The following is a 15965-nucleotide window of genomic DNA, read 5'->3' as shown; positions in this document are numbered from 1 at the left end:
GTACAAATAAGTATACTTCCCTGTAAGATGCCGGCAAAGGTTACCCCCTTTAGCCGGCATCTTTTTTTATACGGTTTTCCTTATCCTGCAAAAAGCCTATATTTGCATTTAATACAAATCCAAATTATTTTCATGTATGCCAAGATTAAAACCTGAATTCGAAATCTGCAGCTTTGGACTATATACAGCATGGGACCGCGAATCCAAAGAGCTTCCTAAAATACGCAAACACACACTCGAGATAAATGCTGAAACCGGTGTAGAATTCGGATTGATCTTGTCTGTAAAAAAAGCAAAAGGAGAAGTATTGGAATATAGGATCGACCATCCACCATTTACAGATGAACAAGGGAATATAGCTCCGCCCTTTGAAGGCACCTACTATATAAGCAGCAACGATTTCCGTTTTTTTCTGGGAGATACTGTATGGGAACCTGTGGAAGACAAAAAAGGTATCTGGAAACTTTCGGTGTACTACAAAGGGAAAGAGGTAGCCGGAAAACAATTTATACTGGTGTAATAAAAAACAAAAGGCCCTCAGTCTGCCGACTGAAGGCCTTGCGACAACCGCTTTACGAAGTTATCCTAAATACGATTTGAGCAGTTTGCTACGAGTACCCTGTCTTAATCTTCTGATTGCTTTTTCCTTGATCTGGCGGACGCGCTCTCTAGTGAGGCCAAATTTGTCGCCAATCTCTTCTAGTGTCATCTCCTGACTTCCAATACCGAAAAACATTTTGATTATCTCGCATTCTCTTTCGGTTAACGTAGCTAATGCTCTGTCAATTTCCTTAGCCAATGATTCGTTCATCAACGCACGGTCCGCAATGGGAGCATCGTCATTCACAAGCACATCTAAAAGGCTGTTGTCTTCGCCTTCCACAAAGGGAGCATCCACAGAGATATGACGTCCGGACACTTTCAGTGTATCCGAAATCTTATCTACAGGAATATCCAATTCATCGGCCAGCTCTTCCGGTGAAGGTTTGCGCTCGTTTTCCTGCTCGAATTTAGAGAAGGCCTTACTGATTTTATTCAGCGAGCCAACCTGGTTCAAGGGCAAACGAACAATCCTTGACTGTTCTGCCAAAGCCTGAAGAATGGACTGACGAATCCACCATACAGCGTACGAAATAAACTTAAAGCCTCTCGTTTCGTCAAACTTCTCTGCTGCCTTGATCAGTCCGAGGTTTCCTTCGTTAATAAGGTCGGGCAAACTTAATCCCTGATTCTGGTACTGTTTAGCAACTGAAACAACAAAACGCAGATTAGCCCTGGTTAATTTTTCCAACGCTCTACGATCTCCTCTTTTAATAGCCTGCGCCAATTCTACTTCCTCTTCAACTGTAATAAGGTCTTCACGGCCAATTTCCTGAAGATACTTATCCAATGAAGCGCTTTCGCGATTGGTGATGGACTTTGTAATCTTTAACTGTCTCATTCAATTAATTTAATTGACAAATTCGGGGTGCAAAGATAACAAAAATAATTGAAAGTATTGGCCGAGGGCACCCTATGCCTCGACCAATTAAAAACCTTTAACAATCTTTTGCCTATTAACTATCCTTTTAACCTTTATTCTGATAGATTGATCGCATAATAAGTTGTTTTACCGTTCGGATAAAATCCTTTGATAAACAGTCCCTGTTCGCTCGATCTGCCTTTTAGAATACTATCTACAATACGTTCAAGATCTTCGGGAGTACTAATTTTTTCGTCGTTCACCAACATGATAATGTATCCCTTCTTTATGCCCGCATCTTTCAACTTACCGTTAGTTACACCTGTTACCTCGATACCGTAGTTAACCCCCAGTTCCCTCTTGCGCTTATCGGACAGCTCTTGATATGCTCCACCTAATACTTCAGAAGGATCTGCCTTATCAAGTATTTTGGTATTACCTTGCATATTACGTAATTCAATATTGAATATTTTCTGCACACCCTTGCGGTTTACGGTAATCTTTACCTTGTCACCCGGTCTGTACTTACTGATCTCCTCTTGCAGACGACTGGTAGAACGCACGGCAACATCATTAACGGCAACAATCACGTCTCCAATCTCAACTCCTGCATCTTTAGCCGAACTAGGCATTGCAAATCCACCAACCCAAGCTCCTTCGGTTACTTTCACATCTTTTTTCTGTTCATCATTTAATTTTGATACATCGAGAATAGAAACACCCAGAATGGCTCGCTGAACATTACCATATTGTTTTAAATCCTGTACAACCTTACCGGCAATACTCATAGGTACTGCAAATGAATATCCGGCAAAATTCCCTGTTTCAGAATAAATAGCCGTATTAATACCAACCAGTTCTCCTTTGGTATTTACCAAAGCTCCTCCGCTGTTACCCGGATTTACAGCCGCATCGGTCTGAATGAATGATTGTATCTTACTTACATCTTCATCGCTACCAGTGGAAATAGACCTGCCTTTTGCACTTACTATACCTGCTGTTACAGTAGAAGTAAGATTAAAAGGATTACCTACTGCCAATACCCATTCTCCCACTTTGAGTTGCTCTGAATCACCAAACGGGATGGTGGGAAGATCCTTGGCATCTACTTTTATAAGTGCAATATCTGTTGAAGGATCCGAACCGATCACTTTGGCTTTGAACTTCCTGTTGTCGTTTAACGTAACTTCCAATTCCGATGCTCCGTCGATAACATGATTATTTGTAATAATATAACCATCTGTCGAGATAATAACGCCCGAACCGGCTCCTACCCGCTTTTGCGGTTGTCTTGGCTGATTTCCGCGTCCGTTTCCAAAGAAGAATTCAAACGGATCCATGTATTGTCCGCCGGACACCTGAACTTCTGTTACCGATTTGATATGCACAACAGCGTGTACCGAGCGTTCGGCCGCCATTGTAAAATCCGTATTCTCGGCTGCAACACCGCTGTAGTTCGTTAGTCGCAAAGGCTGATTAAATCCATACGAGTTATCTACTGTAGCAACATTCGCATGCTGTCTGTTCATGTAAGCGTTTGCTCCAATAGTAAGACCGGAACTAACTACCGCTACCAAGACAATACCAAGTACATTTTTCATCGTTGTATTCATATTCATCTTATTTTTTAAAACTTAAATTTAACACTTTTCTTGCGACAAATTAAGTTCAAAAAACGTGCAATTATTCTTTTTTGCAGTTATTTTTTATCTCTTTTAACTCCTCATACTCATTGCTTAACCGGTGTTAACAGTAACAGGTATAACAAGGTACTTTTTTAAGAAATAATCAACTGTCAAAAGGTCATCATATATGTATTATAACAGCAACTACGGCAGAATGTTTTTTCTTTACTGACATAATAATAGGAGAAATCAACAAAAAAAATCTATCTTTGCGTCATTGCAGCAGACCGGTCTGTCGCTCACATTCTATGTGGGAGGAACGTCCGGGCAACGCAGAGCACCATACTTCCTAACGGGAAGCTGTTTGTGAGAGCAGAGTAATGTAACAGAAAATAACCGCCGGCATGCCGGTAAGGGTGAAAAGGTGAGGTAAGAGCTCACCGGGTTGCGTAGCAATACGCGATGCCGTACGTCTTATGGGTTGTAAGGTCATGTATACCGGCGCAGTAGGATTGCTCGTCCGATGCCGGGGGGTAGACCGCTAGAGCCAGTTGGCGACAACTGGTCGAGATAAATGGCAGGCGCCTTTGTTTTCGGACAAAGGTACAGAACCCGGCTTATAGGTCTGCTGCAATTCTTTTTTTGAATGTTTATCTTAAAAAGAGCACGTAATGATTTTCGTATGAAAAATAAGGAGAAAATACCATTCAGCGAACGCGTAAACGAATTATTGTCGTGGACAATTCGCTTTATCACTTACGACATCTGGCGGATAACAGAAAGTGAAGTCAGCGGACTGAAGGTCTTTTATTTTAATGCGATAAAGACTGTCATTTTGGCTGTAAGGGGGTTTATTAATCAGGAGTTGCAAACCAAAGCATCGGCACTTACCTTCAGCACGCTTCTTTCCATCGTTCCCATGTTGGCTGTTATTGTTGGAATTGCCAAGGGATTTGGACTTCAGGATACTGTTAGACAGGAATTTTTCACCTATTTTCCGGGGCACGAGCTCGAACTGATTAAAGCATTCGAGTATGTAGAACGTTATCTGGCCGAGGCCCAGGGTGGCGTAATTATTGGAATCGGATTATTGCTTCTGTTTTATACAGTAATCAACCTGATATCGTCTGTAGAAGATACCTTTAACGACATATGGCAAATCCAGAAGTCACGTCCGTGGCACCGTAAGATAACAGACTACCTGGCTCTTTTCATTGTATTGCCGCTACTTATGACTATCTCGAGTGGTTCGACAATTTTCATGTCTACCATGCAGAGCACCTACCTCAGCGAGTTTGTGTTGCTCAGCCCTATAGTTGGCGTGATACTGAACGTTGCTCCCTACATTATCACCATCATGGCCTTTACGGCATTGTACATCTCGTTGCCCAACACCAAGGTTAAGTTTGTAAACGGTCTGGTTGCCGGTGTCATTGCCGGTTGTGCCTTTCAGTTTTTTCAGTTTATATACATCAGCGGACAGATTTGGGTTTCTAAATACAACGCCATCTATGGTAGCTTTGCAGCCCTTCCACTCTTGTTACTCTGGCTGCAACTCTCGTGGTTGATCTGTCTTTTCGGAGCCGAACTTTCCTACGCATCTCAGAATGTAAAGAAGTTCAGTTTCGACCGCGACACCAAAAGTATCAGCAGACGTTACAATGATTTCCTAACTTTACTGATCGCTTCCCTAATTGTAAAGCGGTTTGAAAAGGGAGAGAAACCCTATACTGCAGATGAAATATCCGAACAATATTGTATCCCTATCCGTATCACAACTCAGATATTGTATCATCTTACAGAGTTAAAAATCATCATTGAGGTAAACTATGGAGAAGACGATCGGGTTATGTATTATCAACCGGCGTTAGACATTCATAAAATTACGGTAAGTTACCTGCTAAGTAAAATGGATGAATTCGGTTCCGAAAACTTCAAGATAGACACTTCGGGACTTGTAAACCGGGAGTGGGAAACATTACTTAAAACCAGAAATGACATGTATCAGGCAAATGACAAAATTTTGCTGAAAGACCTGTAAACAGAAGTGAATGGAAAATCAAAATTGGACCAGTACAGAAGAGGTAAGAACGGGCGACCTAACCAGGGGCCCTGTGTGGAGGGTGATTGTACGATTTGCAGTTCCGTTACTTATTGGCAACATACTACAACAGTTATATAATATAACCGACAGCATCATAGTAGGACAGTTTTTGGGTAAAGAAGCGCTTGCAGCCGTTAGTGCCTCTTTTTTCATTTATTATTTTATCATTTCGCTCGTAATAGGAATTGGAAGCGGTGTATCGGTGGTTGTATCGCAATACTTCGGTGCACGCCAGTATAAAATGGTGCAACGGGCTTTTTCGTCTTTCTTTATATTCATGCTGGTTTCCGGAATCATTTTATCGATAGTGGGAATCATATTTGCCGAACCTATATTCCGACTAACCAACACCCCTGCCGAAGTTATACCCGAGGCTGTAAAATACTTTAAGATCTATATAGGAGGTACATTCCTGTTTGTAACATTCAACAGCATCGTTTCTATTCTGCGAGGCATTGGAGAGTCAAATCGTCCTATGATTTTTATCCTTGTCTCCACCCTGCTAAACGTGGTGCTCGACGTATTATTTATTGTTGGATTCGGTTGGGGCATTGAAGGTGCGGCACGGGCAACCGTAGCAGCTCAGGGAATCGCCATGTGTATAGCTCTTTTCTATATCAACGACCGCCATCCCTTACTTTCTATCAAGAAGGAGGACCTGGTCTTTGATATGAAACTGTTCAAGCAAGGCCTCAGGATCGGTCTCCCCACCAGCGTACAGCAATGCGCCATCTCGTTGGGACTGATTGCTTTATTGGGTATTGTAAACAGTTTTGGCACAGACACACTGACAGCTTATGGGGCTGCAGGCAAAATAGATACGATCATTACTCAGGCAATACTGACTCTTTCGGGTGCTTTAGCTGCTTTTACAGGACAGAACATCGGGGCCGGAAAATTCGACCGCGTAAAAACCGGACTTCGTTTTTCAATGAGTGTGAATGCCGTATTCAGCCTTTTGGCCTTTGCAGCCGTTTTCTTCTTTGGCGAAGAATTGATGAGAGCCTTTACCCACGATCCGAAAGTAATCGCCATCGGTAAAGAATATCTATTGATTGTAGGCGGTTTTTTCATTATACATGGCACATTAAATGTATATAACGGAGCCCTCAGAGGCGCCGGCGACACCCTGTTCACTATGGTTACCAGTCTGATTACTCTATGGATCATCCGCATTCCGCTTGCCTACTGGCTTAGCGGAGAGCTTGGAAGGACCGGAATATGGTGGGCAATCGGATTAAGTATAGCCTTGGGCATGGTGGCTACTTATATTTATTATAAGGGAGGCCACTGGAAAAAAAGATGCCTGATCGACCACGGGAAAAAGTAACGTTGAATATCTAAAAAGAAAATATATGATTTGTTTCCCTAATGCCAAAATTAACCTGGGACTGGATATTGTAAGTAAGCGACCGGATGGTTATCATAACATCGAAACGGTATTCTATCCTATTCCTGTTAAGGATGCACTTGAAGTGGTGCAGTCCAACGAATCCACGTTCATACAAAGTGGAATTCCGGTGGATGGCCCAGCAGAAAAGAATCTGGTTATAAAGGCGCTGAATCTCTTAAAGTCTCAATACGATATCCCTCCGCTAGAGGTTCGTTTACTGAAAAACATACCATTCGGAGCCGGATTGGGAGGAGGATCGGCCGATGCAGCATGTATGCTGAAGCTTATAAACGAGTTTTGTTCACTCCGGATTCCGGAAGAACATTTAGAACTTATGGCTTCTACCCTGGGGGCCGACTGTCCTTTCTTTATCCGAAACAAACCCGTTTTTGCTTCAGGTATCGGAAATATCTTTGAACCGGTTAACCTGTCTTTACAAGACTATCACCTGTGCCTGATCAAACCGGACATATCGGTATCCACCCCCGAAGCCTATTCTCTTGTAAAACCAGCTCAACCCATTGTCTCTCTGAAGAAGATCATCGAGATGCCTGTAGAAGAATGGCGTGAAGTTATGTTTAACGCTTTTGAGAAGAGTGTTTTTGCGAAACAACCCGTAATAGAAGCCCTAAAAAATGCTCTTTACGAAGAGGGTGCAGTATATGCATCGATGTCGGGTTCCGGATCATCGGTATTCGGTCTCTTTAAAAAGCCGACTAATCTGAAGGACCAATTTACCTCATGCTTTGTATGGGAAGGAAAATTACAGTAATTGTTATATAAACCATAATACCTGAATAATGAATTTAATAAAAAACGCAGCTTGTCTTCTGCTATTGGCATCTGTTTCGGTTTCGGCAGCAGAAGATATTAAAGTCCGCCAATTTAAACACGCCGGACCGTTTGCCGTTCAAAAGCCTGTCATATCAGACAGTCTGAATGTTAACGGCAAAGCTTTTGAGCTTAACAACCTGATGAAAACCCCTCTGGCTTTCGGGAAAGTGTTACAACAAGCCACTACATTGGAAACCGACACCGCCGGATTTGTTCGGTTAGCCTATCAAAAAGGAATTAACGGACTGCATGTATGTTCGTTTTACCTGAACAGCGATCGCTTTGTAAAAGGAACTTTGGAGGTAGAAGGGACCGGACGCTTTGAAGTATACGTAGACGACAAGAAAGTGTGCGAAAAGAGTTCTGTCGACTCTACTCAAAGTAAAGCGGGATCTGCCTCATCGCAACTCACCCTTGAGCCCCGCCGTTACGAGGTGGTGATTAAATACCTCACTACAGATAACGATCCGGCCGAACCTGTACTGAAAGCCGGGTTTAAGAGTAAAGGAAAAGCTGTTGTAGAAGCATCAGTGAACCCCAATGCCCGCTATACGGTAAATAATATTATTGAAGGCAAAGACTTTTCGGGAGTAAGCCTTTCACCCAACGGAAAGTATGCGTTGGTAAAATACATTGAACGATTTACTGCTGGTAAAAGCAAACAATATACCCAGCTTACCGATGTTGCCACAGGCAAAGTATTGTTTACAGAAGACGGTTCTGCCAGAGATGCACGCTGGATGCCTGTAAGCAACAAGCTATATTATACAGCCACGGGTATGAAGGGAACCGAGCTGATTGTAATGGATCCCAAAACAATGGAAAAAGTAAAATTGGTAGACGATCTACCTAAAGGCAGTTTTCAGTTTACTCCGGATGAAAAAACACTGCTCTTCTCTATTGAAGAAGAAGGACCCAAAGAAAATTCAGACCTTATCCGTGTACTTGAACCGTCCGACCGCTTACCGGGATGGCGTAACCGTAGTTTTATACATCGGTATGTATTATCGACAGGCCTGATGGAACAGTTGACCTACGGACACAACAGTACGTATCTGAACGACGTTAGCGCCGATAGCCGCTATATATTGTTCAGCACCAGTGAACGGGTACTCACTTCTCTACCCTTTTCGAGAAACTCCACCTATAAACTCGACCTGCAGACAATGGCGGTTGATACCTTGTGGGAAAAAGCTCCTTATGTAAGTCAGGCTACCTTTTCGCCGGATGGAAAACAATTACTGGTTTCCGGATCGGGCGATGCATTCGATGGCATTGGACTGAAAGTAAAAGAGGGACAGATCTCGAACTCGTACGACGGTCAGCTTTTTGTATTTGATCTTGCAACTCGTAAGGCAAAAGCCCTTACCAAAGAGTTTGACCCCAGTGTAGTAGGCGGCGTATGGAATATATACGACAAGCAGATCTATTTCATGGCAGAAGACAAAGATTACCAACGTATATTTTGCTGTAATCCGCAAACGGGACAGATTAAACCTGTAGCTGTTACGGAAGATGTTATCAATTCATACAGCCTTGCCCTGACCGCTCCGGTACTGATGTATTACGGACAGAGCGTTTCCAATGCCAACCGGTTGTACACCTACGATCTGAAAGGATCCAAGAGCAGATTGGTTTACGATTTGTCAGCCGAAAAACTACAAGACATTACATTTGGCGAAGTACATGACTGGAATTTCATTTCGGATGAAGGGACAACAATCCAGGGACGTTATTACCTGCCATCCAACTTCGACAAAACCAAAAAATACCCGATGATCGTCTATTATTACGGCGGTACATCGCCAACAAACAGAGCCTTGGAAGCTCGTTATTCGATGCACATGTATGCGGCACAAGGATATGTTGTGTATACATTGAACCCCAGTGGAACAACCGGCTTCGGACAAGAATTCTCTGCCCGCCATGTAAATGCCTGGGGTAAGGTTACAGCCGATGAAATTATTAAGGGAACAGAAACATTCTGTCATGAACACCCTTTTGTAGACAGCAAAAAGATTGGATGTATCGGCGCAAGCTACGGTGGTTTTATGACACAATACCTGCAAACCCGCACCGATCTGTTTGCGGCGGCCATTAGTCACGCCGGTATCAGCGCACTAAGCAGTTACTGGGGTGAAGGCTATTGGGGATATGGCTATTGCGCCGTTGCCAATGCCGGAAGCTATCCATGGAACAATGCGGAACTATTCACGAAACAAAGTCCCCTGTTCAATGCAGATAAGATCAAGACTCCCCTACTCCTTTTACATGGAAATTCAGATACCAACGTGCCTGTAGGCGAAAGTATACAGATGTTCGCTGCATTGAAACTGCTTGGAAAAACCGTAGAGTTTATTCAGGTAGATGGCGAAAATCATGGAATTGTTGGCTACAGCAAACGAATTGGATGGCAGAACTCCATATTTGCCTGGTTTGCAAAATACCTGCAGGATGATTCCGCTTGGTGGGACACCTTGTATCCGGAAAGGACCTTGTAAGACAGATAAAGCAATACACATTGTTTATATAATACATCAAGAAGGCCTGGGCAGTAATGCTCTGGCCTTTCTTATAGGATCATAAACAAAAGACTCCTAAGCTTTTATCTTTTTATATACGACAGGGCAGACGCATTAAAATTTCTCCACAGAAAGTATGCTTTGGAGAACGTCGTCAGACCATCCTGCTGATTTTCTTTTGCGAGCAATGCTACTTTTACTTTCATAGTGCTTTAACATAGATAAAGCTGTTTTAGAGACAAGCGAAAAGTTGACGGCAGCATTGTTCTTCTTTCTTCCGTAATCTTCATTAAACGAGACATCCAATTGCCAGTGTAAATTATTTTCCACAGACCAGTGTTTTCTGACAGAACTAGCGATTAATTCAGCATCTAAAGCTAATGAAGAAATATAGTATCTGGTTTCTTTTTGTTTACGAGGGCCTTTTTCGCCTGGAACGGTACGCTCTGTAATGACACAGGCAAATGTTTTCAAACCAGCCCATTGAGTGAAGTCTTTAGTATTTAACCAGTATAGGTTGTCACAGGCTATGCAAGTTCTTTTTTCCAAACGACCATGTCCAGTCTCGCTCTTCTCGTAAACGCTTACCCGGTTGGGCTTCTCAGCACTCCAAATGGTGAAAAAATGTTCTATTTCTTTGTATAAATGCATATGGTTGTTTTTCACAGCCAAAACGTAATCAGCTTCTTTGTCTATTATTTTAGATGCTATTGTCTTTTGACATCCCATAGCATCAATAGTGATTATACACTCTTTAATATCTAATGCTTCCAATAGTTCGGGGATAGCGGTAATTTCATTGGATTTTTCTTCTGTCTTGATTTGTCCAAGGCTTATTCCATTGTCTGCGGCCCAGGCACTTACCATGTGAAGTTTATATTTGGGACTCGATGGTTTTAAGTAGGTACCTCTGAATAATTTAGCCTCTTCAGACTCATATGCTCCGCATATTGTTTTGCCGTCGATAGCAACCACGCCTTTATACTTGCCACATATGGATTTAACCCATTCTCTGAATTGATTTTCAAAATATGAGGTATCCAAGACTGTGAAAAATCGGTTAAATGTATCATGTGAGGGTATTCCATTAAAAGAAGGGATCGTACGAGAGAAGAAATCAATTTTACAATGACCAAAGTCTTCTATTTCATTCCATGTCTCGGCCCCGCAAATAACGGCAGCTAACGTAATATAAATAATAGTTTCTGCAGAGTGAACCTTATTTCTGTCAAAACGATAATCTTCGATACTTGAAGCAAAAGCAAGCAATGTCATATTTTATGTATTTAAACTATTGATAATAAGGTAAATATACGATTTTTTACTGAGATATCAATGAGTTTAAGTGATTATTTTGAAGATTTATTATCTTTCTTTTCGTAGTTGTAATTACCGTTTTTGGGCTCTTTTTAGTAATGTCAATATGACTTCAAACTGAACTTAAATATTCTGATTAAAGTTTTAACTTAACAAAGTTGTCGTAGCAAAAAGATACATCCAATTTTTAGAGACGGTTATTATTTTTAAAGCAAATTTTATCACATACAATATGTACGATTAATATTAAATATGGCTATTTTAATCTTATTTTAAATTGACGATGTTTTGATACAATAAATTATGAACGTCAGATATGCTATGTTTAATATATTGAATATCTGCATTATATATATACACATTAAGTAATAATCCTTACTCTTTTAGCTCTAAAATAATATGCGTCTGCCCTGTTATATACGAGCAACTATCCGGTATGCAGCTGTGTAACGTTCAGTATGCAGCTGCATACCGTAAGTTATCCATATGTTGAACTTGCAGTATCCAGCTGCATACTGAATAGATCTTCGTTAGTTCAGGCATTGTTCATCGTACACTTTGTAATACTATCCGTAAGTATAAAGACTTAACAACAGGCAGCAGATTACCTACTGGTCAGCATGTTCTTAGTTTCACGAATACAATAATCAAGTTATTGATGCGATAGTATTTCCATTCTTCGCATTACAAAATCCTTTATAAACAGTACGGTATCATCTATTCCCAACATTGAAGCGTCAATAGATAAATTATAGGATGAGGCTACTCCCCATGCTTTGTTGGTGTAATAGTTATAATATGAAGAGCGGGATTTGTCGATGGATGCCATACGGTCTTTGGCCTCTTGTTCTGTTACTTTATCGTATTCCATGATTCGGTTGATCCGGTTCTCTGCTGTATTATGGATAAATACACTTATACAAGAAGGCTCGTTACGTAAAATATAATCGGCACAACGACCTACCATCACACACGATTGCTTTTCGGCTAATGACCGGATGGTGTCCGACTGCAACTTGAACAGGCCATCATTTGACAAAATATCATTAAAAGGTGCGTAGGCTCCCATATATGAATACCCCAAAGAAAAAGCATAGGATAAATTGCCGGATACGCGCTCATCGGCTTTCTCAAAAAACTCTTCGCACAATCCGCTATCTTTGGCAGCCATCGCCATCAATTCCTTATCATAATAGGCAATTCCTAATATTTCAGCAAGTTTCTGACCTATCTCGCGTCCACCGCTTCCAAATTGCCGTCCAATTGTTACAATGATTTTGTTTTCCATAATCCATGCATACGTTTATTGTTGCCCTAAAATTAATGATTATCTTTTATTTCAGCGGCATTAAGTCGTTTAAATGTTGCAAACTGGCGGATAATCACAATTAAAGTTACAATCGTTGAAATAAAATCGGCAGACGGAAGACTGATCCAAACGCCCAATGCTCCAAAGTATTGAGGCAGAATGATAAGGAATGGTATCAGGAAGATAAGTTGTCTGGTTAGGGAAAGGAATATTGCTTTTTTTGCCATTCCAATGGATAGGAAAAAGTTGGTGGAAACCATCTGAATACCAATAATTGGAAAAACAAGGAAAGCAATTCGCAGACCATTTACCGCTGTATGAACAAGTTCAGGATCTGAAGTAAACATGCCTACAATGTATTCGGGCAATAATTGACACAATAGAAAACCAAGTGTTGCTACTCCGGTAGCCCAATAGGTAGTGAGTAGTGTAACGCCAGTAACCCTTTGATAGAGTCGGGCTCCGTAATTATATCCAGCTATTGGTTGCATACCTTGGTTAAGCCCCATTATAATCATCACAAAAAGGAACAAAACCCGGTTAACAATTCCGTAAGCCCCAATGGCCATATCGCCACCGTAAGTTTTAAGCCCTCTGTTGATAAGAAGTACAATCAGGCACGAACACAGATTCATTAGAAAGGGTGACATTCCGATAGACAGGATACCTTGTACGATATCTTTTCGGAGAGCGTATATTCCAGTACGAAATCTGATAAGCTGATTAGGATTGGCAAAGTGTATTAATTGAACAGCAAGAGACAATACCTGAGAGATTACAGTGGCAATAGCAGATCCTTTGATGCCCCACCCGAAGCCGAAGATAAAAAGAGGATTCAGCACACAGTTAAACACAACCGACAAAAGGGTTGTATACATCGCAAGCTTGGGGTATCCAACGGAACGAAGCACAGCATTCAATCCCAGATACATATGCGTAATGATGTTCCCGATCAGGATAATCTGCATAAAATCTCGCGCATAGGGAATGGTGTGTTCGCTGGCACCAAAAAAGTACAGCATTGGATCTAGAAAGATCAATGCGAAAAGAGTAAACAATGCCCCGATTATCACGTTAAGAATAAGTACATTGCCAAGCACTTTATTGGCATTTTCATAGTCTTTCTGCCCCAGCTTTACAGATATAAGCGTAGATGCTCCAACTCCGACCAAAGATCCGAAGGCTGCTGCAAGGTTCATTAATGGGAAAGTGATTGCCAAACCAGAAATAGCCAACGCCCCTACTCCATGTCCTATAAAAATGCTGTCGGCAATATTATAAAGCGAGGTAGCTGTCATTGCGATGATGGCAGGTAAAGCATATTTCATTAAAAGCTTTCCTATGGGTTCGGAACCTAAAACTAAGGGTGAATTATCTTTTGTCATACGAATCTATTTGCCCTTCACGGGTATTTATGAGTCTGCAAAGTTACGCATTTATCTTAAAATATATACCTTTGTCCGTTCATTAAAATATTCGGATATGGCGGAAGAGATTATTTCTAAGGGAGAAAATAAAAAAGAAAAGTACGAAGAGTTAGTCCCCCAAATTGCAGCATTACTTCAGGGAGAATCAGATGTGGTAGCCAATATGGCCAATGTGGCTGCCGCCTTAAAGCAGGTATTTGGGTTTTTCTGGGTTGGATTCTATGTTGTGAAAGAAGACAAGCTTGTGTTAGCGCCTTTTCAGGGACCTGTTGCCTGTACACGTATTGGATTTGGCAAAGGAGTGTGTGGTACTGCCTGGAAGGAAAAGCAAACCCAGCTAGTTCCGGATGTAGATAAGTTTCCGGGACATATTGCCTGCAGTTCGGCATCCAGATCAGAAATTGTTGTTCCAATATTGGTTAACAAAACTGTAGTCGCAGTATTAGATGTAGATAGCGAGCACCTTAATAGTTTTGATACTACAGATGCCCGCTACCTGACAATGATTACGGAATTACTTTCCGATAGTTTTATTCTTTAGCATTTGCCGGCGGCAACACTTTCTTTAAAAGAAAATAACCGCATAAACCGGAAACCAACGAACCGGCAAATACACCAAGTTTTGCCTGGTTTAGAAGGTTTGCTCCTACTTCTGGCACACCGGTATAGGATAGGTTCGCAATAAACAGCGATACGGTAAATCCGATACCTCCCAACAAAGAAAGAGCAAAAAGATTTTTCACATTCATTCCACGCGGGAATATTCCCATCCCAGATTTAAGAAACAAGTAAGCAAATGAAAAAATTCCCAGAGCTTTACCTATGAATAAACCTGAAAAAACTCCCAAAGGAATTCCAATCAACATGGAAGGTTCAATGCTGTTAAATGAGATACCTGCATTTACAAAGGCAAATAATGGCAGAATAAAATAATAAACATAAGGGTGTAAAGAATCCGACATGTTTTGAAGTGGACTAATTGCTTTGTCTGATGTTTCCTCTATTTTGCGGAGAATTCTTATTTGCGTATTGGAAAGAACAGTTGCTTTAGGTGTAACCTCTTCCTGTTTTAAAGGAAGTACGCGCAAATACTGTGCTAGATTTTCTGAAAAACCTTCCAGATTTACAATAGGCCGGGCTGGAATTGTAAAGGCAACAAGTACTCCTGAAATAGTAGGATGGATACCCGATTCCAAAAACAAAAGCCATACAATAAAGCCGCCGATATAGTAAAAAGAATTATGGTTTACCCTAAGTTTACCTCCCAGATAAATAATCAACAAAACGACAAAAGAAAGGATAAGGGGTAGAATAACTACATGACTACTGTAGAACAGTGCAATAATAATAATACCACCAATATCATCAACAACAGCCAATGCCGTTAAAAACACTTTCAGACTGACCGAAACCCGATCTCCAAGCAAAGCAAGTACAGAAAGAGCAAAAGCTATATCTGTTGCCATTGGAATAGCAGCGCCTCTGATTTCGGGCTGTGATGAGCAAATTAAAATAAAAACAATAACAGGAACAATCATTCCCCCAAACGCTCCCACTATGGGGAACATCGCTTTTCTGAAAGATGACAATTCACCTACTAAAAACTCCTGCTTGATCTCCATTCCAACCAAAAGAAAGAACAAAGCCATCAGTGCATCATTTACAAATGCCAGAACACTCATTGATGCTCCATGATGGGAGAAAAAATTGAAACTTCCAATTTGAAAAACAACAGGTCTTACCAAAAAGTCATCATAGAATGAAGACCAAGGAGAATTAGCAAGAAACAAAGCCACAAAAGTTGCAATAAAAAGCAACATACTCGAGCTTGGTTTGTGAACTGCAAGTTTCTTAAATGGTTTCGCTACAATCTTAATACGATTTTCCATTCACTTATTAAATTATTTATATTGTTTTGAAAGTATAAGTTCTATTTGTAAGAATCCAATATCTTAGGAGTAGATCATAGTCA

General features: G+C 41.1%; 12 protein-coding genes and 1 other RNA gene. 7 read left to right on the top strand and 6 right to left on the bottom strand.

What is annotated here, in order from left to right; all coding sequences use genetic code 11:
• Positions 1 to 136 precede the first annotated feature (136 nt).
• Complete coding sequence (locus F5613_RS08985) at positions 137 to 520, top strand: DUF3859 domain-containing protein (RefSeq protein WP_179399477.1); 384 nt, start codon at positions 137 to 139, stop codon at positions 518 to 520.
• A gap of 60 nt (positions 521 to 580) precedes the next feature.
• On the opposite strand, the gene F5613_RS08980 is transcribed toward F5613_RS08985, so the two are convergent.
• Positions 581 to 1441 carry a sigma-70 family RNA polymerase sigma factor gene (locus tag F5613_RS08980; RefSeq protein ID WP_079683345.1) on the bottom strand — a complete coding sequence of 287 codons (861 nt, stop codon included), beginning with the start codon at positions 1439 to 1441 and terminating at the stop codon, positions 581 to 583.
• A 134-nt stretch (positions 1442 to 1575) separates the two neighbouring features.
• Positions 1576 to 3075, bottom strand: a complete 1500-nt coding sequence (locus tag F5613_RS08975) for a Do family serine endopeptidase (RefSeq protein WP_179399476.1) — start codon at positions 3073 to 3075, stop codon at positions 1576 to 1578.
• Between the two features lie 291 nt (positions 3076 to 3366).
• Between F5613_RS08975 and rnpB the strand changes: the two genes are divergently transcribed.
• The 5 genes from rnpB (at position 3367) to F5613_RS08950 (ending at position 9919) form a co-directional block, all read left to right on the top strand.
• Positions 3367 to 3723: RNase P RNA component class A (gene rnpB, locus F5613_RS08970), an RNA gene on the top strand.
• A 46-nt stretch (positions 3724 to 3769) separates the two neighbouring features.
• Positions 3770 to 5128: a YihY/virulence factor BrkB family protein gene (locus F5613_RS08965; protein WP_179399475.1), complete on the top strand. Its 1359-nt coding sequence runs from the start codon at positions 3770 to 3772 to the stop codon at positions 5126 to 5128.
• A gap of 10 nt (positions 5129 to 5138) precedes the next feature.
• Entirely contained in the window at positions 5139 to 6521 is a 1383-nt protein-coding gene (locus F5613_RS08960; protein ID WP_079683346.1) for an MATE family efflux transporter, read from the top strand.
• Between the two features lie 25 nt (positions 6522 to 6546).
• Complete coding sequence (gene ispE / locus F5613_RS08955; protein ID WP_068183481.1) at positions 6547 to 7356, top strand: 4-(cytidine 5'-diphospho)-2-C-methyl-D-erythritol kinase; 810 nt, start codon at positions 6547 to 6549, stop codon at positions 7354 to 7356.
• Between the two features lie 28 nt (positions 7357 to 7384).
• Entirely contained in the window at positions 7385 to 9919 is a 2535-nt protein-coding gene (locus F5613_RS08950) for a S9 family peptidase (protein ID WP_179399474.1), read from the top strand.
• Positions 9920 to 10054: 135 nt separating this feature from the next.
• Here F5613_RS08950 and F5613_RS08945 read toward each other — a convergent pair whose 3' ends face one another.
• From F5613_RS08945 to F5613_RS08935, 3 genes are all read right to left on the bottom strand, one after another.
• On the bottom strand, positions 10055 to 11215 hold the full coding sequence (locus F5613_RS08945; protein ID WP_179398492.1) for an ISAs1 family transposase: 1161 nt from the start codon (positions 11213 to 11215) through the stop codon (positions 10055 to 10057).
• A gap of 694 nt (positions 11216 to 11909) precedes the next feature.
• Positions 11910 to 12545, bottom strand: coding sequence for a cytidylate kinase-like family protein (locus F5613_RS08940; protein ID WP_179399473.1), 636 nt, complete (start codon positions 12543 to 12545; stop codon positions 11910 to 11912).
• Positions 12546 to 12577: 32 nt separating this feature from the next.
• Positions 12578 to 13951 (bottom strand): MATE family efflux transporter, encoded by a 1374-nt coding sequence (locus F5613_RS08935; protein ID WP_179399472.1) that lies wholly within the window; start codon positions 13949 to 13951, stop codon positions 12578 to 12580.
• A gap of 97 nt (positions 13952 to 14048) precedes the next feature.
• Here F5613_RS08935 and F5613_RS08930 point away from each other — a divergent pair, with 97 nt between their 5' ends.
• On the top strand, positions 14049 to 14534 hold the full coding sequence (locus F5613_RS08930; RefSeq protein ID WP_179399471.1) for a GAF domain-containing protein: 486 nt from the start codon (positions 14049 to 14051) through the stop codon (positions 14532 to 14534).
• Here F5613_RS08930 and nhaA read toward each other — a convergent pair.
• Positions 14524 to 15882, bottom strand: coding sequence for a Na+/H+ antiporter NhaA (nhaA, locus tag F5613_RS08925; RefSeq protein ID WP_179399470.1), 1359 nt, complete (start codon positions 15880 to 15882; stop codon positions 14524 to 14526). The two genes, F5613_RS08930 and nhaA, sit on opposite strands and share 11 nt — an antisense overlap.
• Positions 15883 to 15965: the final 83 nt, after the last annotated feature.

It is taken from the genome of Macellibacteroides fermentans, assembly GCF_013409575.1.
Classification (GTDB): Bacteria; Bacteroidota; Bacteroidia; order Bacteroidales; family Tannerellaceae; genus Macellibacteroides; species Macellibacteroides fermentans.
The sequence above is the reverse complement of the archived record's forward strand: the minus strand, read 5'-3'. Positions and strand labels throughout refer to the sequence as shown.